This is a genomic window from Pectobacterium atrosepticum (assembly GCF_000740965.1).
Taxonomy (GTDB): domain Bacteria; phylum Pseudomonadota; class Gammaproteobacteria; order Enterobacterales; family Enterobacteriaceae; genus Pectobacterium; species Pectobacterium atrosepticum.
Window position 1 is genome coordinate 2,356,932 of record NZ_CP009125.1, and the last position, 21,930, is coordinate 2,378,861.

22 protein-coding genes are annotated in these 21,930 nt (G+C 48.2%); 5 read left to right on the forward strand and 17 right to left on the reverse strand.

What is annotated here, in order from left to right:
- Nucleotides 1-57 precede the first annotated feature (57 nt).
- The 11 genes from GZ59_RS10345 to kduI form a co-directional block, all read right to left on the reverse strand.
- A complete protein-coding gene (locus tag GZ59_RS10345; RefSeq protein ID WP_011093965.1) occupies nt 58-1,452 on the reverse strand; it encodes an L-cystine transporter in 1,395 nt (464 codons plus the stop codon).
- Between the two features lie 176 nt (nt 1,453-1,628).
- Nucleotides 1,629-2,204, reverse strand: coding sequence for a metal-dependent hydrolase (locus GZ59_RS10350; RefSeq protein ID WP_039291619.1), 576 nt, complete (start codon nt 2,202-2,204; stop codon nt 1,629-1,631).
- A gap of 108 nt (nt 2,205-2,312) precedes the next feature.
- Nucleotides 2,313-3,275, reverse strand: coding sequence for a pectin acetylesterase PaeX (gene paeX, locus GZ59_RS10355; protein ID WP_011093963.1), 963 nt, complete (start codon nt 3,273-3,275; stop codon nt 2,313-2,315).
- Between the two features lie 339 nt (nt 3,276-3,614).
- Nucleotides 3,615-4,331 carry an oligogalacturonate-specific porin KdgM family protein gene (locus tag GZ59_RS10360; RefSeq protein ID WP_011093962.1) on the reverse strand — a complete coding sequence of 239 codons (717 nt, stop codon included), beginning with the start codon at nt 4,329-4,331 and terminating at the stop codon, nt 3,615-3,617.
- Nucleotides 4,332-4,587: 256 nt separating this feature from the next.
- Entirely contained in the window at nt 4,588-5,877 is a 1,290-nt protein-coding gene (locus tag GZ59_RS10365) for an ABC transporter substrate-binding protein (protein WP_011093961.1), read from the reverse strand.
- A 15-nt stretch (nt 5,878-5,892) separates the two neighbouring features.
- Entirely contained in the window at nt 5,893-7,020 is a 1,128-nt protein-coding gene (locus tag GZ59_RS10370) for an ABC transporter ATP-binding protein (protein WP_011093960.1), read from the reverse strand.
- Between the two features lie 13 nt (nt 7,021-7,033).
- Nucleotides 7,034-7,939, reverse strand: coding sequence for a carbohydrate ABC transporter permease (locus GZ59_RS10375; protein ID WP_011093959.1), 906 nt, complete (start codon nt 7,937-7,939; stop codon nt 7,034-7,036).
- Entirely contained in the window at nt 7,932-8,822 is an 891-nt protein-coding gene (locus GZ59_RS10380; RefSeq protein ID WP_011093958.1) for a carbohydrate ABC transporter permease, read from the reverse strand. Before GZ59_RS10380 ends, GZ59_RS10375 begins: the two co-directional genes overlap by 8 nt.
- Before the next feature lie 47 nt (nt 8,823-8,869).
- Nucleotides 8,870-10,501, reverse strand: a complete 1,632-nt coding sequence (pelW, locus tag GZ59_RS10385) for a pectate disaccharide-lyase PelW (RefSeq protein WP_011093957.1) — start codon at nt 10,499-10,501, stop codon at nt 8,870-8,872.
- 274 nt (nt 10,502-10,775) lie between these two features.
- Nucleotides 10,776-11,537, reverse strand: coding sequence for a 2-dehydro-3-deoxy-D-gluconate 5-dehydrogenase KduD (gene kduD, locus GZ59_RS10390; RefSeq protein ID WP_011093956.1), 762 nt, complete (start codon nt 11,535-11,537; stop codon nt 10,776-10,778).
- Between the two features lie 81 nt (nt 11,538-11,618).
- Nucleotides 11,619-12,455: a 5-dehydro-4-deoxy-D-glucuronate isomerase gene (kduI, locus tag GZ59_RS10395; protein ID WP_011093955.1), complete on the reverse strand. Its 837-nt coding sequence runs from the start codon at nt 12,453-12,455 to the stop codon at nt 11,619-11,621.
- 365 nt (nt 12,456-12,820) lie between these two features.
- Between kduI and GZ59_RS10400 the strand changes: the two genes are divergently transcribed.
- A complete protein-coding gene (locus tag GZ59_RS10400) occupies nt 12,821-13,153 on the forward strand; it encodes a cupin domain-containing protein (RefSeq protein ID WP_039291625.1) in 333 nt (110 codons plus the stop codon).
- A 90-nt stretch (nt 13,154-13,243) separates the two neighbouring features.
- Here the strand turns inward: GZ59_RS10400 and hxpB are convergent, their stop codons facing one another.
- The gene (gene hxpB / locus GZ59_RS10405) at nt 13,244-13,909 is read right to left on the reverse strand and encodes a hexitol phosphatase HxpB (protein ID WP_039291627.1); all 666 of its coding nucleotides are present in this window, start codon (nt 13,907-13,909) and stop codon (nt 13,244-13,246) included.
- Nucleotides 13,910-14,205: 296 nt separating this feature from the next.
- Between hxpB and GZ59_RS10410 the strand changes: the two genes are divergently transcribed.
- Nucleotides 14,206-14,754: a YniB family protein gene (locus GZ59_RS10410; RefSeq protein WP_039291629.1), complete on the forward strand. Its 549-nt coding sequence runs from the start codon at nt 14,206-14,208 to the stop codon at nt 14,752-14,754.
- A gap of 70 nt (nt 14,755-14,824) precedes the next feature.
- Here GZ59_RS10410 and GZ59_RS10415 read toward each other — a convergent pair whose 3' ends face one another.
- The 5 genes from GZ59_RS10415 to GZ59_RS10435 all read right to left on the reverse strand — a co-directional run bounded on the left by GZ59_RS10415 (nt 14,825) and on the right by GZ59_RS10435 (nt 19,593).
- On the reverse strand, nt 14,825-15,685 hold the full coding sequence (locus GZ59_RS10415) for a fructosamine kinase family protein (RefSeq protein WP_039291632.1): 861 nt from the start codon (nt 15,683-15,685) through the stop codon (nt 14,825-14,827).
- A gap of 389 nt (nt 15,686-16,074) precedes the next feature.
- Nucleotides 16,075-16,932 carry a metal ABC transporter permease gene (locus GZ59_RS10420; protein WP_011093950.1) on the reverse strand — a complete coding sequence of 286 codons (858 nt, stop codon included), beginning with the start codon at nt 16,930-16,932 and terminating at the stop codon, nt 16,075-16,077.
- Nucleotides 16,929-17,792 (reverse strand): metal ABC transporter permease, encoded by an 864-nt coding sequence (locus tag GZ59_RS10425; RefSeq protein WP_011093949.1) that lies wholly within the window; start codon nt 17,790-17,792, stop codon nt 16,929-16,931. Before GZ59_RS10425 ends, GZ59_RS10420 begins: the two co-directional genes overlap by 4 nt.
- Nucleotides 17,792-18,682 (reverse strand): manganese/iron ABC transporter ATP-binding protein, encoded by an 891-nt coding sequence (locus GZ59_RS10430; protein ID WP_039291635.1) that lies wholly within the window; start codon nt 18,680-18,682, stop codon nt 17,792-17,794. Before GZ59_RS10430 ends, GZ59_RS10425 begins: the two co-directional genes overlap by 1 nt.
- Nucleotides 18,679-19,593, reverse strand: a complete 915-nt coding sequence (locus GZ59_RS10435; protein ID WP_039291638.1) for a metal ABC transporter substrate-binding protein — start codon at nt 19,591-19,593, stop codon at nt 18,679-18,681. Before GZ59_RS10435 ends, GZ59_RS10430 begins: the two co-directional genes overlap by 4 nt.
- A 948-nt stretch (nt 19,594-20,541) precedes the next feature.
- Between GZ59_RS10435 and GZ59_RS23510 the strand changes: the two genes are divergently transcribed.
- The 3 genes from GZ59_RS23510 to rlmA all read left to right on the forward strand — a co-directional run bounded on the left by GZ59_RS23510 (nt 20,542) and on the right by rlmA (nt 21,846).
- Nucleotides 20,542-20,658 (forward strand): DUF2627 domain-containing protein, encoded by a 117-nt coding sequence (locus GZ59_RS23510; protein WP_085996916.1) that lies wholly within the window; start codon nt 20,542-20,544, stop codon nt 20,656-20,658.
- Nucleotides 20,659-20,699: 41 nt separating this feature from the next.
- A complete protein-coding gene (cspE, locus tag GZ59_RS10440; protein WP_005968829.1) occupies nt 20,700-20,909 on the forward strand; it encodes a transcription antiterminator/RNA stability regulator CspE in 210 nt (69 codons plus the stop codon).
- A 106-nt stretch (nt 20,910-21,015) separates the two neighbouring features.
- On the forward strand, nt 21,016-21,846 hold the full coding sequence (gene rlmA / locus GZ59_RS10445) for a 23S rRNA (guanine(745)-N(1))-methyltransferase (RefSeq protein ID WP_039291641.1): 831 nt from the start codon (nt 21,016-21,018) through the stop codon (nt 21,844-21,846).
- The last annotated feature ends 84 nt before the right edge of the window (nt 21,847-21,930 follow it).

Genomic DNA, 21,930 nt, shown 5'->3' on the forward strand with positions numbered 1-21,930 from the left:
ATAAAAAAACGCCGACAGCATCAGCCGTCGGCGTTTTCTTTTATGTAGCAGCGTGGTTTAGCGATGTGTCAACTCAGCGTCATCCTGCGCGTTGAAAATCGTCTTATCTGTCTGCTTCATCAACTGGCTGGTGACGGTACCGGCCGTCATCGATCCGCTAACGTTAAGTGCAGTACGGCCCATATCGATAAGCGGCTCAATGGAGATCAGCAGCGCGACGAGGGTCACTGGCAGCCCCATCGCGGGCAGGACGATTAACGCGGCAAAGGTTGCGCCGCCGCCCACACCGGCCACACCGGCAGAACTGATGGTGACGATACCGACCAGCGTCGCGATCCAGACGGGATCCAGCGGGTTGATTCCCACCGTTGGTGCGACCATCACAGCCAGCATCGCCGGGTAAAGCCCTGCACAGCCGTTCTGACCGATAGTGGTACCGAAAGAAGCCGCAAAGCTGGCGATAGATTGCGGTACGCCAATGCGGCGTGTTTGCGCTTCAATGCTGAGTGGGATCGTGGCGGCGCTGGAGCGACTGGTAAATGCGAACGTCAGTACTGGCCAGACTTTACGATAAAAACGCGCTGGATTGACACCCGTGAAAGACAGGATCAATGCATGGACACCGAACATAATCGCCAGTCCCAAATAGGACGCGACAACGAAGCTGCCCAACTTGAGGATATCTTGCAGGTTAGAGCTGGCGACCATTTTGGTCATTAGCGCCATAACACCATAAGGTGTCAACTTCATCACCAGACGAACAAGCTTCATTACCCAGGATTGCAGCGTATCAATCGCGGTTAAAACACGTTCGCCTTTCACTGCGTCATCTTTCAGCAGTTGTAGCGCTGCAACGCCAAGGAAAGCGGCGAAGACGACGACACTGATGATAGATGTTGGGTTAGCACCGGTCAGCTCAGCAAACGGGTTTTTAGGAATGAATGACAGGATAAGCTGTGGAACGTTAAGGTCGGCGACTTTACCAGCATAGTTGCTTTCAATCGCCGTTAATCTCGCGGTTTCCTGCGCGCCCTGCACGAGCCCGGTTGCCGTCAGACCAAACAGATTGGTGACAAAAACGCCGACTAACGCAGAAATTAGCGTGGTGATCAGCAGGGTAGACAGCGTCAAGACGCTGATTTTCCCTAATGACGAGGCATTATGTAGTTTGGCAACGGAATTGAGGATGGAAATAAATACCAGCGGCATCACGATCATTTGTAACAGCTGCACATAGCCATTACCCACGATGTTAAACCATGAGATGGACTGCTTAACAACGGGATTGTCGCCGCCATAAATCAGATGCAGCGCCAGACCAAATAACACCCCGACAACCAAACCCAACAACACTTTCTTTGCCAGACTCCAGGATGGGTTGCGGCTGACGTAACCTAATCCGAGTAGTAATGCGATAAATAGCAGAATATTTATGAGTAGCGGAAAATTCATCCGGCCTTGCTCCCTATCAGTGAATCGCTTTGCGTCACACTGTCCACGAATGTGCAACAACGTACAGCGCTGTAAGCGACAGTATGATCTTTCGCGATAAAAAATAACAAAGACGCACAGGATAACAGTTCTTTTGGCATTGTGTTACACCGATATGGGTGCAGCAGATAACGTCACTATTTCACGTATTGGAAGAAGTACGTCTGTGCTGACTGCAAGAAGCGAAATGATTGTTCGTAGGTGCAGCAATCCAAATTTTTTTGCGGTTGATACAGCGAAAAGCCGATACAGGCAATACACAGGAAGCGTTCTAATTGGTTGCCTTTTTGACTGTTTAAAATCGGTAACCTGAAACGCCAGCGGCAAGGCCAGAGTAGGGGAACGCCTGAGGGGGTCAACATATCAGCGAGAATGTGGCTCAGATAACCGACGATCATGGCATGGTAGGCATCTGTCGGAATCGGCCAATCTGGCGGCAGACGCGTCTGAATAAAGAAAATACCGGCGACGATAGCAAGAAGGCTGTGGGTAAATCCTCGATGCCCAAAGAGGCGGGCAATCGGTGCTGAAAGCCACTTCAGGCGTTGCCCGAGAACGGATTTTGGGTGATCGATGTCAGGCAGCAGCGCGGTAAGGAGTGCACCGGGAATAATGTGCCACCAGTCTCCGGCAGCCAGCGCTGGCGATAGCTCAACTTTTTTAGCCAGAATCGCGCAGGCAACAGAAAACAGCAGGTGTCCTTCCGCAGTCATGAAACTTCTCAAATAAAACTGTTATTTTATACAGTATAAGAGATTATCCCTGTCTGCGGAAGCGGTGACGGCGTAACGATTTATTTCGGTTACGATGTTTGCTATACCTTATGGCGCGGCTTTCGGCAATTCGTTGCTTGCAGGTAAAGCGCGTAGCCAGTTGTCCAGCAGTTGAGGCCAGGCAGCGGCAGGAAGCCCCTTGGTGCCGCGGAGACCGAAGCCGTGTTTACCTTTCTCAAAGAGATGCATTTCGACCGGAATCTGCTTTGCCCGCAGCGCGCTAAACATCACCAGGCTGTTATCAACCGACACTGACGGATCGTCAACCGCATGCACCAAAAACGTGGGGGGAGTCTGATCAGTAACCTGTTTCTCAGGAGAATAACGTACCGCTTGTACTTCCATCGGTTGCTCGCCGATTAACTGTTTACGTGAACCGGCGTGCGCAATATCTGCCTGCATAGAAATTACGGGGTACATCAACACCATGAAGTCAGGGCGTGCGCTTACGTTATCAACGGCGTCCATCGCGGGGTAAACGGACTGTGCGAATCGGGTTCCAAGGCTGGCGGCAACGTGACCACCGGCGGAGAACCCCATAATACCGATGCGCTGCGGGTTAATGTGCCACTTTTCGGCGTTGGCTCTCAGTGTTCTGATGGCTCGTTGGGCATCGGCTAGCGGAGCGTCAGCGCCTTCTTTATGGCCTTCACCGGGCATACGATAGGTCATCACGAAAAGGGTGTAGCCTTGTTGATTAAAGAAAGGGGCTAGATCGCTGCCTTCTTTATCTAGCACGACGCGCTGATAAGAACCGCCCGGCGTAATGAGTAATGCCATGCCATTGGGTTTCTCTGCCGGATAAACGGTAATTTCAGGGCTGCGAATACCCGTTGCGGCTCGATCGGGAAGAGAAGGATCTTTACTCCGTTCGACCACTTGCGGCTGTGCCGTTGAAGAAGAGGCACCCGGTGCTTCACCGTGTGGCCAGACAGAGAAAACAGGTTGTGCGTAACTTAATCCATTTACAGACATCATAATGGCCCCGACAAGCAGAGAACGAACAATCATGATAGATCACCTGACAAAGGGAATGAGGGGGGAATCGTTGGGCGGTGGTAAAAAATAGGGTAGCCATCACATCGGAGAAAAAATGACTACCCTGAACCGCAAATTTTAATAAAGAAATAACATTCATACACGAAGAGGGTAAATCAGACACAGCAATTACAGCAGCTAAAACGCATATAACTAAATCATGTACAACAAAGAAACGTAACTAACCTGCTTAACCTACAACGGACACCATAATAAAGGGATGTTAATGATAAAAGTAGATCTGAGTAAATCGATTAACAATAACATCCCTTCTGCTACCTAATAACGCTTATTTAAATAACAAGGCCGTTATTAGAAGCTGTATTGCACACCAACACGGTAACGAGTTTGACGATGATCGTTGGTGCCGGAATCTGCAACATTACCTACAGCCATATAAGGCTTCCAGTTTTTATCCATTTTATAAGACAATTTTACATCATGGTCGAAATTGTATGTTTCATTGTCGTATTGATACGCACCGGCTTTATTTGCTTTTTTGTAGTCCAGTTCGTAATCAACTTGGAAATCTTTCAGGAATTTATAGCTGAGAACGGCGGTTAGGTTATAACCATTCTCTTGGTTGTTTTTTGATGCATTTGGAACATCACCGCTGTTACGTTTGTAGTAAGGACGATAACGTAAAGAGGTAGAAAGATCGTCAGTGATATTCACTTTACCGCGCAGATAAGGGCGATAGTTGTTAGAGGTAGAGCTTGAATCTAAAGAGAAACCTGGCTCCAGAGAAAAAGTTTTGTTGAAGTTGTAAACATAGCTGGCGACAACTTCAGTACCGTTGCTGACGGTTTCATTAAATGGTTTATTCGGTGTGCTGTCAGCACTGGATTGACGCCATTTTGCTTCAACGGATAAACCAAAGCCATTGGCAAAACGGTGTGACATTGACAAACGATCGCGGTGATCATTTTTCGGTGTATCTTTCATTTCATGACGGTAATCGATAGTTACAGCCATTGCATTCACACTAATTAATGATGTAACAGCCAGAGCTAATAATTTAAATTTCATTGTTATATTCCCCATTGGTTAGGACTGTGCTTAATACTTTAATTCGAAAGGCGCATTATGTTTTTTGGGACAAGTTCTATTCTATTTATTATTAAATTACGTTCTGTGATCGAGATCGTTTTGAGTAACAAAAAGTAAAATAGGGTTTCAAATTGTGAGGGAGATCGAATTGAATATAGAGGATGTTTTAATTTAAATGAAAAATCCCTGCCGTCGGTGCGGCAGGGATGAATTACAGGGTAAATCGAGTGCTACATTATTTCATTGCGCGTTTCAGAACACGCTCAGATTGACGCTGGAAGTATTTCGCTGCGTCTTCCACAGATTTCTGACCATAATCGATAGATTGGATGGTATCACCAAACAGAGAAACGATTTGTGGGTCGTCGAAATAAGGAGAAACAGCAACTTCATGCGGCAGAGACAGCGCCAGCTTCAACCCGGCAACTGCTGGAGCATCATCTTTGATGATGCCATCAGCGGTCAGCTGAGCCACAGCCGCTTTACTCAACGGTACACCACGTTCCAGACCCAAAGCCTGAGCACCTTCTTTGCTGTTCAGCAGGAAGTTGATCAACTGAGCAGACTCTTTAGGATGCTTGGTTGACTTACCGATAGACAGCATTTGTGCAGGTTTGAAGAACAAGCCAGCATCTTTTGCACCAGGCAGCATTGGGTAGTTACCTAACGCCAGTTTTGCTGGTGGTTGCAAGTTGTCAGAGTACTTAGTGATAGTGGAGTTCCACATGTAAGTACCAGACCACTCGCCATTGATCCATGGCTTCATCTCATACATGTTGCTCTTACCGAAAGAGGCATAGTATTTCGCATCAGGCATGACATGGCTGTCGATCAGTTTCTTATACATGCCAAAGAATTCAACCCATTGTGCATCGGTATAGGCGAATTTCTGACTTTTCACATCAATAGCAGGAATGTTGTATTTTTGAACCATGTAAGAGTTCAGCAGTGCCAGAGAATCCTGGTGTTCCAACACGATAGGGTAGTATTGGTCGCCCAGCTTCTCTTTGAACACTTTACCGGCGTTCAGCAGTTCGTCCCACGTTTTCGGGTATTCCAGTCCCGCTTTTGCCCAGCTTTCGTTGTTGAAATAGAACACGCGAGCGGTAACAGAAATAGGAATACCGTTCAGCTTGCCGTTAACCGTGGTGTTTTGCAGTTCTTTTGCTTCGAACTGGGTCAGATCCAGAGAATCTTTCACTTTGTTCAGATCATAAAAACCATCGCCGTTTTTGGAGAAAATCGGCAGCCAGTTCCAGTTAGTCTGCATCACATCTGGCTCAGTGTTACCGGCAATCTGTGTTGTCAGACGAGACAGGTGACCATCCCATCCGGTGTATTCCGCTTTCACGGTGATGTCTGGGTGCTGCTTATGGAACTCTTCAATCGCCTTGAGCGTCTGTTGGTGACGGCTGTTGCCGCCCCACCAGGACATTCTCAACTCAACCTGATCGGCTGCCAGAGATGGCATTGCAACTAATGCCAAAGATGAAGCTATTAACGTGTGTAGGATCGCTTTTTTCATCGGTTACTACTCCTGTTAAAGAGAGATATTTTTTTCTGTTTTTGCATCAAAAATATGGCATTTTTCCATGTCGAACTGGAAATATACCGGACGATGCAGTCCCTTCTCGATAATCAGCCGACCTTCGTCATAAGGAATGCGGCTGGTTAATTCAAAGCCATCGACTTTAATGTACATAAAGAATTCGTGACCCATGTTTTCTACGCGAACCAGTTCACCCTGTGAGTGGCTGCCTTCAAATGGCGTATCTGACAAGGAAACATAGTCTGGGCGAACGCCGAAGAATACGTCTTGTCCTACGTAGCTGCGCACTTTATCTTGTTTTTCAGTATTTAATACCAGCGCGTTATTACCCACAACAACGCCAATCTGACCGTCTTTCTCGACCAGTTTGCACGGCTTAATGTTCATTTCTGGTGAGCCAATGAAGCCAGCAACGAACATGTTGACAGGGAAATGGTACAGGTTATCCGGCGTATCGACCTGCATGATGTGACCCAGCTTCATAACGCAGATACGGTCGCCCATGGTCATGGCTTCAGTCTGGTCGTGGGTAACATATACCGTCGTTGCCGCTTTACCGCTTTTCTTCAACTGCTTATGCAGGTCAGAAATACGGATACGCATGGAAGCACGCAGTTTGGCATCCAGGTTAGATAACGGTTCATCAAACAGGAAAACATCCGGCTTTTTAACGATGGCACGGCCTACGGCCACACGCTGCGCCTGACCACCAGATAGCTGGCGTGGCAGACGATCCATCAGGTCTTCCAGCTCCAGAATTTTGGCTGCTTCCGTTACTTGCGCTTCAATTTGATCTTTAGGCATTTTGCTCAGCTTCAGACCAAACGCCAGGTTCTCTTTTACCGTCATATGAGGGTAGAGCGCATAGTTCTGGAACACCATTGCAATCCCACGCTCTTTCGGTGCCAGATTGTTAACAACGCGCTCGCCGATGCGAACTTCACCGCCGCTGATGGTTTCCAGACCCGCTAACATACGCAGCGTCGTTGATTTCGCACAGCCTGACGGGCCGACGATAACCATGAACTCACCGTCTTTAATGGTCAGGTCGATGCCGTGAACCGCTTTGAAGCCGTTGGTGTATACTTTTTCCAGTTTATTGAAAATAACTTCAGCCATGATAAATCCTCTATTAACCTTTAATTCCGCTGCTGGTCACGCCTTGTACGAAGTAACGCTGTGCCAGGAAGAAAACAATAATGGATGGCAGAATGGAGATGCTGGACATTGCCAGGATTTCATTCCACGGAGCGCCTTCAGTAACGTCGATAGACATTTTCAGCGCCAGCGCAATCGGATATTTATCCACGCTATAGACATAAATCAGCGGACCGATGAAGTCGTTCATTGACCACATGAACTGGAACAGCGCAACAGAGATGATGGCTGGTTTCAAAATCGGCACGACCACATACCACAGAACCTGGAAGGAGTTACAGCCATCGATCTGGGCGGCTTCTTCCATATCACGTGGTACACCACGCAGGAACTGGATCAGCATGAACACAAAGAACCCTTGTGTTGCAAACGCCATCGGCAAGTACAGTGGCAGATAGCTGTTCAGCATGCCCATTTCACGGAACATGATGTACTGCGGAATCAGCAACACGGTGCTTGGTAACAGCATGGTGGTGATCAGCGTCCCGAACCAGAAGCCCTTCCATGGAATCTCGAAACGGGCAAAGCCGTAAGCGACAATGGTGGAAGAGATAATGGTCAGTAGCACTTTCGGAATCACGAACTTGAGCGTATTGATCATGTAGTGACCGAAATTGTATTCCGTACCGGTTTTCCAACCGTTAACGAAACCGTCCCATGTGGCGTGTTCCGGCCACAGGCCCAGTGTCGTGAAGATCTCTTGGTTCGGTTTGAACGACGCTGAGAACATCCACGCTAGTGGGTAAAGCATCAGTAAGCCAACGAACAGCAGTATCACGTAACGGATGGAGGCACTGAGTTTCTCTTTACGCAGCGTGCGGCGTACTTCTGCAGCAGCAATTTCTTGTGCTGTAGTCAGGTTTGAATGCATGTCAGCCATTTTTTCCTCCTTTATCAGCGGAGTAGAACACCCAGTATTTCGACGACTTAAAGGAGATTGCCGCAAATACCGCAACAACCAGGAACAGAACCCATGCCAGCGCAGCACCATAGCCCATATCGAAATACTTGAACGCGGTATCATAGATATAGAGCGAGAACAGATAGGTGTAGTGCGTTGGACCGCCGCCAGTGATGACGTAAGGTGCCGTAAACTCCTGGAATGCCTGAGTGGTCTGCATGATAAAGTTAAAGAAAATAACCGGCGTAATCAGTGGAACCGTTACTTTCAGGAACATTTGCCATTTGGATGCACCGTCGATCATGGCTGCTTCATACTGTGATTGCGGGACGTTCTGCAATGCAGCAAGGAAGATAACCATGGCGGAACCAAACTGCCATACGCGCAGCAGGGTTACCGACATCAGTGCCAGCGAAGGTTCGCCCAGCCAGTTGATGGCATCAAAGCCAAATACGCCGAGGAAGCTGTTCAGCAAGCCATCGATGGCGAATAGGGCACGCCACAGAACGGCAATGGCCACGCTGCTGCCCAGAATAGAAGGCACATAGTAAGCAGTACGGAAGAAACCGATACCACGTAATTTGAAATTAAGTACAAACGCAATTAACAGTGCGAAGATTAATTTCAATGGAATGGTCAGAAATACATAGGCAAAGGTGACGCCCATTGATTTCCAAAAAAGATCATCCTCCATGAACATACGGTGATAGTTCTCAAGACCCGTAAACTCAGGCGGACTCATCAAATCATACTCAGTAAAACTGAGGATAAATGACGAAATAAAGGGGAAAGCGGTAAAAACTATCAGCCCTATAATATAGGGGGAGATATAGGCTAACCCCAGCATTCTGTTTTCATTCATAATGCTTACCTATTGATTAATTGTGAATCATTAAAAAAAACATAAAATTAAGCTGTTAATAACTCTGGATAAATTAATTCCACGTCATAAACAATTCTATTTTCCCCGTTAACGTGAAAATCGCCGTGAACATATCCACCTTGTGTCAGATACGGCGGGATATCGTTTAATTTGTTGCGACAGGCGGCAACGAAAGTCAGTAAAGCCAGCGGATAGGTATCATCCAGACGAACATAACGATGCTGTGCAGAGCGAACAAACAAACCACGATGGAAATGTTGTTCAAACATAACGCCCGCCAGTTGTGCGGCGTAATGTGCCCAGGATTCTGATTGCTTGTGATCGGCCAGTTCGATAACGGTCAACAAAAGTAGCGGACTGGCGATGTGCTGAATATCTTCTTTATTCAGCCGTGTCAGCATGGTGTTAACCAGTGCGTACAGGTCTTCATCACCGCTCAGACGATAAGCACGAACCAGAGGTAATAAATAATCACCTTCTAATGCGAACGGTTTTAATTCCGTTCCCGCTTTGCCGTAATAGCCATCGCGTTTAAAACGGTAGCCTGTCATGTCCTGCCCGTTGTTCCACATCGGGCGCAACGTATTGCTGGTGACATCGTAGGCGTACTGGTAATAATTTTTTAATCCAGAGATTACCCAATTCAGCATTTCTGCATCAGGCTGTGTGCGGAGGATATCCAGCATTGCCAGCGGGTTATCAATCAGCAGTGGACGCATATCGCGGAACAGCACATTGGCTTCACGTGCGATTTCACCGAACTCTGGGCCAAACTGGCGTTGAGCGCGATCGCCAAACCAGGACTGCGTCTGGTTATCGTCTTCCGGCACTGGCTGGCGCTGCTGTGGTGAACTGAATTGATACACCGGCATACCGGTTTCTGGGTTGCGAGCCAGAACGTATTGGCGATAAAGGTGTTTACCCCATGCCGCGGCATGGCTATCGCCCGTATATTCTGCATATTTGAATGCGGCGTAAATCAGATCCGTGCCGGCATTAACAAACGTCAGGCCTTTCGTTAATGGCAGAACGGGCCACTGTGCCGGATCGACGACATCATGACGGTTATGCAGGAAAACATCAGGATCGCGTTTTTTGCTGTAATCGCCATGACGACCCAGATCCAGTGAATTCCAATCTTCAACGTGTGCGTTCCAGAACCCCTGAAAGAAGTTCAGCGTCTTTTCCGCGTTAACACGATGTAACAGCGCGTAATAGGGCAGGTGGTGCTTTAATTCATGCACCTGAGCTTTGGATTCTGGCCCTTCGCCTTCCAGCGTATCCAGATTAATAAAGCGATGGCCGCCCCAGTAGAACAGGCCGCTATTATCATCAACGAAATGATCCAGGAAATATTCGCTTTGTGCGATAGCGTGCTGTTGGTAACTATCATTACCCGTAACGACGCTCATGGCGCACAGCGTTCTTAGCCAATTCTGCTGGCTGGCAAAATTAGAAATAGGCGCGCTGTGCCCATCCGGAAATTGCCATACCGCAGGCGCATAATTTTCCACATCAAAACCATCGGCCAGTAATAGCGTCGGTTGGCTTTGGCTGCGGCCTTTTTCCTGAACGCAGGATATGTGGCTATCAAGTGCAGCAACCCATTCGTCGAGCTGCGATTTCCTGCTGGTGTATAAGTTTTCAAAAATACTCATGGAGTACCTTCTTATGGAACTGCGTGAACAGTTCCTTATAAATAGAAACACTGTTTTGATTGATTATATTGCGCTATTAACCTTGTCGTCATGCACGCAATATCGAAAGTGTGATCAAAGTCGGAACGTTGTTTTGATTTTTTTTTAAGAAAGGATTTAGGCAGAAAAGAGAATTATAAAAAACGAAATAACAACTTGAAAAATAAATAAAAAGCACAACCTAAATTGTGCTTTTTATCGTGGATTAGCGAAATGCCGCTAAGAAAAATTACACTTAGCGAGCCAGCCAGCCACCATCAACGGCAATCGTGTAGCCATTGATGTAATCAGATGCGCTGGATGCCAGGAAGACGGATGGGCCCATCAGATCCTGTGGTAAACCCCAACGGCCAGCCGGGATACGGTCCAGAATCTCTTTGCTGCGGTCTTCATCGGCGCGCAGTTGCTGAGTATTGTTGGTTGCCATGTACCCTGGAGCAATGGCGTTAACGTTGATGCCGTGTTTTGCCCACTCGTTAGCCAGCAGACGGGTTACACCCATAACGGCGCTTTTTGACGCAGTGTAAGAAGGCACGCGGATACCGCCTTGGAAGGACAGCATAGAGGCGATGTTGATGATCTTGCCGCCTTTACCTTGTTTGATAAACTGGCGTGCAACAGCCTGAGACATAAAGAAAACGCTCTTAATGTTCAGATTCATGACGTCGTCCCAGTTTTTCTCGCTGAACTCGATAGCATCTTCACGACGGATGATACCGGCGTTGTTGACCAGAATGTCAACGTGACCAAATTCAGCAACGGCTTTCTCTACCAGCTCGGCATGACCCGCTACGTTGCTCATGTCAGCGGTCAGGCTGAGGAAACGGCGTCCCAGTGCGGTAACTTTTTCGATGGTATCTTTTGGTTCAACGATGTTGACGCCAACGATATCACAGCCAGCTTGTGCCAGACCGATAGCCATACCCTGACCTAAACCCGTATCACAACCCGTGATAAGAGCAACTTTACCTTGCAAATCAAAAGAATTTAAAATCATATCAATAATCTCTCTATAAGCGACAATACTTAGTCGTTAGCTGTTACTGTAGGGAACACCGGTAATTCCGGTTGAAAGCGATTAACGTAACTCGCTAACCTTGACGTGATCCATGTCACCGAAAACTTGATTCTCGCCAACCATGCCCCAGATAAAGGTGTAGCGTCTGGTGCCAACACCGGAATGAATCGACCAGCTCGGTGAAATCACCGCCTGCTCGTTTTTAATAACTATGTGACGGGTTTCCTGCGGTTGCCCCATCATGTGGAAAACGGCCGTTTCCTCATCCATATCAAAATAGAAATAGACTTCCATCCGGCGCTCATGCGTATGACAAGGCATGGTGTTCCACAGGCTGCCTTCAGCTAACTTGGTTAATCCCATGGTGAGCTGGCAGGTTGGCAATACATCGGGAACAATGTATTTGTTAATTGTGCGACGATTACAGCTTGCATCTTCTCCCACGGTTTGTGGTGAAGCGTCAGCTTGGGTAATCTTGCGGGTAGGATATGTCGTATGTGCAGGCGCGCTGTTGTAGTAGAACTTGGCCGGGTTAGTGGCATCAGTGCTGGTAAACTGCACGTCTTTCACGCCCATGCCAACATAAATTGCTTCTTCATTACCCACGTCATAGCGCTCGCCATCGACAGTAACGGTACCCGCGCCGCCAATGTTGATGGCTCCGAGTTCGCGACGCTCAAGGAAATAGCTAACGCCGAGTTGTTTACCCACTTCACCGCCAATCGTTACGGCGCTGTGTACGGGCATGATGCCACCGACGATGATTCGGTCGATGTGGCTATAGGTCATAGTGTAGGCATCGGCAGAAAAAATCTGTTCGATCAGGAATTCACGACGCAGGCCTGCTGTATCTAGCTGCTTCGCGTGATCGCTGTGAATGCTTTGACGAACTTGCATTTCTTAGCCTCTCTTTCAGAGAAAAACAAAAATCAGGCGCCGTTCCAAGAAGAGGAATCGTTCCTGGCGAAAGCGCCGGGCGAAACAGATGATGTTGCGTGGCAGTGACAACGTCACCTGTTCCTCAACATGCCCGGTTCTTTCTTGTTATGCGGGATGATAGTTTGGATGAGATGCGAATTCAATAAAAATGAAATAATGTTTTATTTATTTCTTGAGGGCCGTCATGGTTTTGCTTATTTTATGTTTCTTCTGGTACTGATGTGGCTAAAATGTCGCAATCCATAGCCATGCATTCGTTGTCGTACACGGTTTGTTGACGCAATAGAAGGTATGGGCAAAAAGAGCGTTAGAGGAGAGAGATGATGAGAAGATACTTTATTGATGATGAAACGCCATGGGAAGAGCTGGGCGGTGGCATTAAACGTAAAATCATGACATGGAGCGATGAGCTGATGATGGTTTACGTGCACTTTGATAAAGGTGCGATTGGTACGCCGCACTTCCATGAGATTCACGACCAGATTGCTTATGTTGCCGCTGGCAGCTTTGAAGTCGTGATCGAAGGTGAAAAACGCACCCTGAAAACGGGCGACGCCTATCTGGCGGTGAAACACGAGATGCACGGCGTGGTTTCGCTGGAAGACGGTAGCGTACTGATCGATGCTTTCTCGCCTAAGCGAGCTGATTTCCTGTAATTCCTCAAAGCGTGGCCGGTATAGTCGTCGGCCACGCTTTCGTCATATCCTGCAACTTCTGCTTTTTTCTATTCTTCTACTTCTTTATTCCTACACCAAATGTTCAGCGGTCAGCTGATTCAGAGAATCCAACTTATAGTCGGCTAGCGCCCAGCGTGCGTCAGCGAGAAATTCAGCCTGTGGAATAACGATAGAGCGCATGCGCGCTGCTTTGGTTGCGATCATACCATTCACCGAATCTTCCAACGTAACGCACTGCGCAGGAGAAACGCCGAGTCCGTTTGCTGCATTCAAATACACTTCTGGATGAGGTTTACTGTACGGCAGCGTCTCGGCTGACATCAGGACATCAAAGTAGTGATCCAGATTAAACATACGCAGCACCTGCTGCTGCATGTGGAGCGGTGAAGCTGAAGCAAGTCCGATCTTGAGATTCTGTTCACGACATAGTTGCAGCGCATGTTCGACGCCAGGCAGAAGAGGGCGCTGTTCGGCAACGAGTTCGATGGCACGCTTGATAATACGGCGGACAACCTCATCCCGGCTTGGGGTAGCCCAGGGAGAGTGCTGATACCAAAGCTCGACAACCATATCGATGCGTAAACCCAGGGTATCTTTCATTGCGTGTCGTAGCGAAATATCTACGCCCAGTGAGGCGATCACCTCCAGCTCGGCCTTATCCCACAATGGTTCTGAGTCGATCAGCAGCCCATCCATATCGAAAATAGCCGCTCGTATAGAGGAATCAAAGGACATACCACTGTCTCCGTCAGCAAAGAAAAAGAAAATTTAATGGTAAACTATACCCTAAATAAGTCGAGTTGCTGGACAAAACGCTAGCGTTTTGAACAACTCGGAGCGTTGGCTCGTCAGAGCGACGCTATGAAGGACTACGTAACGCGTGGCTTGAAGTATGACGGGTATAACGTTGCTATTGTGGCTTATCAGGCGGTGCGGGAGATAAAGTGTTGACTGCACGTAAACTTACAGTAGGCTACCCGTCGTACTAAAACGATACATTACCAATGTTGCGTCGCTAAGAAGGGGTTCTCATGACGTATCAACAGGCTGGCCGTATTGCCGTAGTTAAACGTATTGCCGGATGGATCCTTTTTATTCCTGCGCTGCTTTCGACTTTCGTCTCGCTGGCTAACTATCTCTACGCTTACACCCAGAAGAAACAGGGTATTGACGCGGTTCTTCTGGATTTTTTGCATCTAATGGTCGACATGGTGCGCTTTAATACGTCTTTCCTGAACATTTTTTGGTACAACTCGCCAGTACCGGATTTTACGCGTTTTTTCAGTGCGGCGACGCTGATGTTTTGGCTGATCTACATCCTGATTTTCATTGGCCTGGCGTTGCAGGTTTCGGGCGCTCGGATGTCTCGTCAGGCGAAGGCAATTCGGGAAGGTATTGAAGATCAAATGATTTTGGAAAAAATGAAAGGTGAAACAGGAAACACACGTGAGACCTTGGAGTCACGGGTCGTTGTTCCCGGACACACGATTTTTGTGCAATTCTTTCCGCTTTACATCCTGCCAGTGATTATCGCTGGTGCTGGCTACATGGTATTACGCCTACTAGGATTGCCAGTCTGAATGACGGTCTGGCGCAACTTTTGCGCCAGACGCTAAAACTCCCTACCTGCCTTACATCAAACATCTCACATTAGCTTAAAAGCTGTCGCTCGATGAGCTGTTGCGCCTCAACAATATTCTTGCCGCCGAAAAGATTGGCACGGTTAAGCAGATAGTAAATCTGGTAAATGGGTTGGCGATCGATAAAGTCTTTATCCAGCGGCCATACGCTCTGGTAACCATCATAAATCTGTGCGGGTAGGGCCGGATAGCGTGGCAGCATTGCCAAATCGCACTCTCTGTCTCCCCAATAGCAGGCCGGGTCGAACAGATACCCTCCATCCTGACTATTCGCACAATTATCCGGCCACAGGTCACCGTGCAAGAGCGACGGCTGAGGCTGATGCCCGGCGAGACGTTCATCGACGCGTGCGATCAGTGTTTCAATGTGGCCAAAATGCATCCCTTTTTCTGCCGCTAGCTGCAATTGCCACCCGATTCGCTGTTCGGCAAAAAAGGTCGCCCAGCGTCGCTGCCAGCTGTTTGGCTGCGGCGTTGTCGAGAGATCGTTATCGAAATCTAGCCCAAACTGTGGCTGATCGCTCCACTGATGTAGACGTGCTAATTGTTCGCCCAAACACCAGGCACTGTGGGCATCTAACGGTTTGACGGGCAGATATTGCAGAAGCAGGAAGCTATAATCACGTGAACTACCGACACCATACACCTTAGGCACACGAACCGCATTACTGCGGCTCAGTAGGTGAAGCTGATCGGCTTCAGCTGTGAATTTAGCCAGCATTTCACGACTATCGCATTTTACGAAGACGTCATGCTCACCGTAGCGGACGTACCAGGCTGGGTGTATTTCACCGCCGGGTAATTCGCGGTGTTCCTGAATATCCGCAGTACCGTGATGCTCTTCCAAAAGTCGGCTGATAGCTTGCCACATAAGGTCATCCTCCCGTTGATGTTGCCCGATACAATGCTGTTCACTGGGGTGATTCGTTTACGGTAACTCATTGAGCGCAATAAAAATGGAATCTATACCTCAAATAATTCGAGTTGCAGGAAGGCGGCAAGAGAAAGAATCCCGATGAGCTTACTCATGTAAGTGATTCGGGTGAGTGAACGCAGCCAACGCACATGCAGCTTGAAGTATTACAGGTATACAGCACAGTGATACCGATAGGTTGAGATAGCGAGAAACAAGTATAGTCGGAATTAACAATAGCGGAGTTAGGATGACGCTCAATCCGGCAGATAAGGCAGTGAAATAAAGCATTTAATGACGTAACCGACGGCTATTTCCGGTTACGTCATGCTAAAAGGCTGAGGATATTACAGCGCGTCGGTGACAGCCTGAGATGCCGCCTGACGACGCTGTTTAAGCTGGTGGTAAGTCAACGCCAGCGTGAAGAACAGCGCCTGAACGATGACGATGCAAGGGCCGGTTGCGCCATCAATATAGAAACTGATCAGGGTGCCAGCAATACAAGAAATGACGGAAACCAGCGTGGCGACAAGCACCATGCGCTCGAAACGTTTACAGATCATGAAGGCAATAATGCCCGGTGCAATCAGCATCGCGATCACTAAAATAACGCCGACGGCCTGTAAGGACGCGACGATGGTCATCGCCAGCAGGCTCAGCAACCCGTAGTGCAGCAGCTTAACGGGCAGACCAATGACGCGGGCATGATTGGGATCGAAGCAGTACAGCATGAAGTCTCGACGTTTTAACAAGATTATAGCCAGCGTCACCCCTGCAATCAGTAATATTTGCGTCAGTTCTTGCTGAGTGATGCCCAGCACGTTGCCAAACAGAATGTGGTTCAGATGCTGATCGGTATCGATGCGCGCAAACATAACGAGCCCCAGCGCAAACATGCCGGAAAAGATAATTCCCATTACGGTATCTTCTTTGACCCGACTGTGTTCTTTCACGTACCCCGTTGCTACCGCACAAAAAATACCGGAAACGAAAGCCCCTATAACCAGAGGGATCCCCAGCAAGAACGCAACAACGATACCAGGCAAGACGGCATGAGAGATGGCATCGCCCATTAGCGACCAGCCTTTCAGCACCAGATAACAGGACAGGACTGCACAAACGGTTCCGGTTACCACCGCGGCGAGTAGCGCACGCTGCATGAACGGATAGGATAGGGGATCAATTAGCCAGCTAATGAGCGTCATAATGCATCTCCTGATTGATCGCGTAACCGCAGGCGGCGCGATGCGAGTAACCCATGCTTGGGTGCAAAGACAAACGCCAACAGAAATACGACGGTTTGCAATGTGACAATCACGCCGCCGGTTGCACCATCAAGGAAGAAGCTCAGATACGCGCCTACCGCGCTGGTGATCGCGCCGAGTGCAATAGAAATCACAACCAGACGACCAAAGCGGTCGGTGAGCAGATAAGCCGTAGCACCCGGCGTAATCACCATCGCGATGACCAAAATTGCCCCGACGGTTTGCAGCGCCGCAACAGTACAGGCACTCAGCAGCGTAAAAAACAGAATTTTTAGCTTCAGAGGGGAAAGACCAATCGAGCGGGCATGGTTCTCATCAAAGAACACAGCCAGCAAATCCTTCCACAGCAGGCAGAGAATCACGAACGTCACGCCGATAATGATTTCAACCTGCAGGACATCTTCGTCGGCGATGCCCAAAATATTGCCGAAAATGATGGACTGCACGTTAACCGATGTCGGATTGAGCGAAATAATCAGCAGACCGACGGCGAAAAACGTTGAGAAAATAAAGCCGATAATCGCATCTTCGCGTAATCGGGTAATGTGACGGATTAGGGTCATTGCCAGTGCAGCGAGCATACCGGTAAAAAATGCACCAGCCGCGTAGGGCAGGCCCAAGGCATAGGCACCGGCAACGCCGGGGACGACGGAGTGGGAGAGCGCATCACCCATCAACGACCAGCCTTTCAGCATCAGGTAGGCAGAAAGAAACGCGCACACGCCGCCGACTATCGCGCTGACCCAGATCGCTTTGACCATGTAGTTATAGCTGAATGGCTGCAACAGGATATCGATCATCAGGGCTTTTTCTCCTCCGGTATCACGCGTGATGCAGGAGGATCGCTCTTAGTCGAACCATAGAACACAGCCGGACGCTCATCATCTGTCAACACCGTCACCGAGCGGACATCGTCGTCATCATGAAGATGAGATCCCCCGAGGTTGATGTGCCGTAGAACGCCGCCGAACGTTTTCTCCAAATTGCTTTGGGTAAAGGTACTGTGCGTCGGTCCTGCGGCTAAAACGGTGCGATTGACCAAAATAACGTTGTCGCAAAACTCGGGAACGCTGCCGAGGTTATGCGTTGCCACCAGAATCAAATGCCCTTCGTCGCGCAAGGTGCGAAGCAGATCGATAATCGCATTCTCTGTTTTGACGTCTACACCGGTAAAGGGCTCATCCAGCAGCAAAACACTGCCTTGCTGAGCCAGTGCTCGCGCCAGGAAAACGCGCTTTTTCTGCCCACCAGACAGTTCACCGATCTGACGATGTTGTAGCGATGAAAGCCCAACACGCTCCAGCGATTCCGCCACAATCGCGCGGTCTTGTTTACTGGGGATGCGCAGGAAATTCATTCTTCCATAACGTCCCATCATGACCACGTCGGAGACCAAAACGGGGAAATTCCAGTCCACGTCTTCTGTTTGTGGAACATAGGCAACCAGATTCTGTTTCAGCGCCTGGTAGATCGGTTGCTGATTGAGCAGTACCTGCCCTGAGGTTGGCTTGACCAACCCCATGATGCTTTTGAACAACGTCGATTTTCCGCTACCGTTTACGCCAACCAAGGCGCAGATCGTACCGCCAGCCAGAGAAAATGAGGCGTGGCGAATGGCCTGATGCCCGTTGCTGTAAGTAACCGAAACATCATTGACTTCTAATGACTGTACTGCTCGATCACTACTCATTGATTAAATCCTTTAGCGATAGTTTCCACCGTCACTTGTAACAGGTCGATATAGGTCGGCACTGGGCCTTTTTCTGTAGACAGCGAATCAACATACAGCACGCCGCCATATCTCGCCCCCGTTTCTTTGCTGACCTGTTTCGCTGGTTTATCGGAAATAGTGCTCTCGCTGAATACCACAGGGATAGCCTTTTCACGCACGGTGTCAATCACTCGGCGCACCTGCTGCGGCGAACCTTGCTCATCGGCATTGATTGGCCAGAGGTAAACTTCATTGAACTGATAATCCTTCGCCAGATAGCTAAATGCGCCTTCACTGGTGACTAACCAACGCTGCTGTTCTGGGATGCGGGCGAGACGTTCACGCAACGGTGCGTCGAGAGCCTTAATCTTTTCAGCATAGGCTTTCGCGTTACGGTTGTATGTCTCTGCATTGGCCGGATCGGCTTGAATCAGACCTTTGCGGATATTTTCAATATAAATTAATGCATTGGAGGGAGACATCCAGGCATGCGGGTTCGGGTTGCCATTATAGGCACCTTCACGAATAGGAAGCGGTGTGATGCCTTCCGTTACCACAACGGCGGGTACATTTTTCACATTCTCGAAAAAGCGCGTAAACCAGCGTTCGAGATTCATACCGTTCCACAGCACCAGCTGTGCAGACTGTGTCTTCACGATATCACGTGGTGTCGGTTGATAATCGTGAATTTCTGCCCCGGGTTTGGTGATGGATTCAACTGTCGCGGCATCACCTGCAATATTCTGTGCGATATCCTGAATGATGGTAAAGGTGGTGATGACTTTAAGCTTTTCAGCCGCCTGAGCGGATGTGTTGGCTAAAAGCAGCAATGCGCACGGCAGCGCGACACGGCGAAATAGGGCAGGCAAAGGGATGTGAAAGCCAATCATGCGGATATCCTTACAAACCGTGAAAATGTCATTTGAGAATAATTATCAATATCATTTAAGTCAAGCGGCAGAGAAAAGCGGGGAGTTAATCTTGGAGGGTGTCTCATGACACAAAAAATCACTGTTCGCAGGCACGTAGCACGCGCTTGCGTGAATAAGGAACGCATCATGCTCCTTTGGTAACAGAAATACTGCTTCAATTTAATGAATCGTACTTAAGGTTACAACAAAAGTCTAACGGTAACGGTGGTGAACTGTCTTGCAGCTATACATAGCTATGTACATGGTGAAATTTACGCCAAAAAACGAGAGAAATCCTCTGTAACCTTAAGAAAGTTCCGATGTTTGCCGATAAACCATAAAGAATGTGAGAGATGTCTCTATTTTATACAAAAGGATTGTCAGTGATATGAGCACAAAATCGGAACGACGTTGGAAGTTGGCAAGTTTGGCCTTATTGACTTTTTTGATGGCACTAATAGTGCTGCTGGTTCAAACAAGTTAATTTCCAGCGTAATGAAAGGTTAGGCTATAAATAATTTCTATTATGTAATGTATTAATGCAAAAGATATAGATAGCATAAAAATGACAATCGTTTTTAAACATTGATATAAGCGTGGCCGATATCTGGCACGCTTTTCGTTAATGGTCAATCTCTCTTCATATAAGAACGCGAATTATAGCTTTTTGTTATGATTACATGCGTGTTTTTGCTTGAATTGCGACAGCTATCGCGTATTTTTTTACATAATAGAATCTGATATCTGCTTATTGCTTAGCGTCAGACGGTGCTTGTGAATATAGGTGTCAGACTGCGTTATCGTGTATTAATGAACCAGTGGTGATGTGAATTTGTGCGGCACATCCATGACTGATAAAAAAGCCCTTGCCATCGTTTTCATAGTGTGTAATAACCCTTCTGGGTAAAACGAGGTACAGTTCTGTATATGAATGGCATTTTCAGTAAAGAAGACTTAAGTACAACCTTTAGCGTTGCATGTTGCTTCTCTGCCGATCCTTATCTTAGTGCCTCAAGCAGTAACGACTTTGGTTTGTCTGTATAACGCCTTTTTGGCGGTTTAAACAATTAAAGGAAATATTTGAAATGGCAAAGATTAAAGGTCAGGTTAAGTGGTTCAACGAGTCTAAAGGCTTTGGTTTCATCACTCCTGCTGACGGCAGCAAAGATGTATTCGTACATTTCTCTGCAATTCAAGGCAACGGCTTCAAAACTCTGGCTGAAGGCCAGAACGTAGAATTCGAAATTCAGGATGGCCAGAAAGGTCCTTCCGCAGTAAACGTCACTGCGCTGTAATTTTACAGCTCTGTTGCAAAACCCGCCATGGTGCGGGTTTTTTGTTGTCTGCGTTTATCTGCATCCGTGATGCAATAAAGACGTTTTTAATGAGGAAAATGTGCCGATGAGTTATCAGTGTCCGCTATGCCAGTTACCTCTGGAGCGACACCCGCGGCAATGGACGTGTGGTAAACATAGTTTTGACTGTGCGAAAGAAGGGTACGTCAACCTGTTGCCAGTGCAGTTTAAACGTTCGAAACAACCCGGCGATAGTGCGGAAATGATGCAAGCCCGGCGCAGCTTTCTTGAGGCTGGTCATTATCAACCGCTACGCGATGCTGTTGCTCAACAGCTTGATAATATTGTGGCGGATGACGCCGCAGCGTTGCTGGATATTGGCTGTGGGGAAGGGTATTACACCGCAGAGCTTGCACATCGTCTTACATCGCGCAGGGCGATGACGATATATGGGTTGGATGTGTCTAAAGCGGCGATTCAACGTGCGGCAAAGCGGTATGACAACGTTGAGTTCTGTGTTGCTTCCAGCCAGAGGTTACCTTTTCGCGATCAATCCCTTGATGCTGTGGTAAAGATTTATGCGCCGTGTAATGACGCGGAGTTACAGCGTACTATTAAGATTGGCGGCTGGGTGGTGACGGTGTCTCCGGGGCCTCGACATCTTTATCAGCTGAAGTCGGAAGTTTACGATGAGGTGTTATTGCACCCGAGCAAAGATGAAGTGCTCGCAGGTTTTCAGCTTATGGATCGGCAGACACTCGCGTATCCCATGCAGTTATCTGGAAGTGAGGCTGCTGCGCTATTGCAAATGACGCCTTTCGCCTGGCGAGCAACGCCAGAAGTCAGCCAGCGGTTACAGACAACCACTCAGTTTAGTTGTGAAACGGATTTTATTATCCGCCTCCATCAGCGTGTTGATAGTGATGCTGGCGTGTGATCGGCAAGAATAAAAACGGGCAGCACGATAGTGGACTGCCCGTTGCTTTTATACCCTAAATAATTCGCGTTGCGTGAAGGCGGC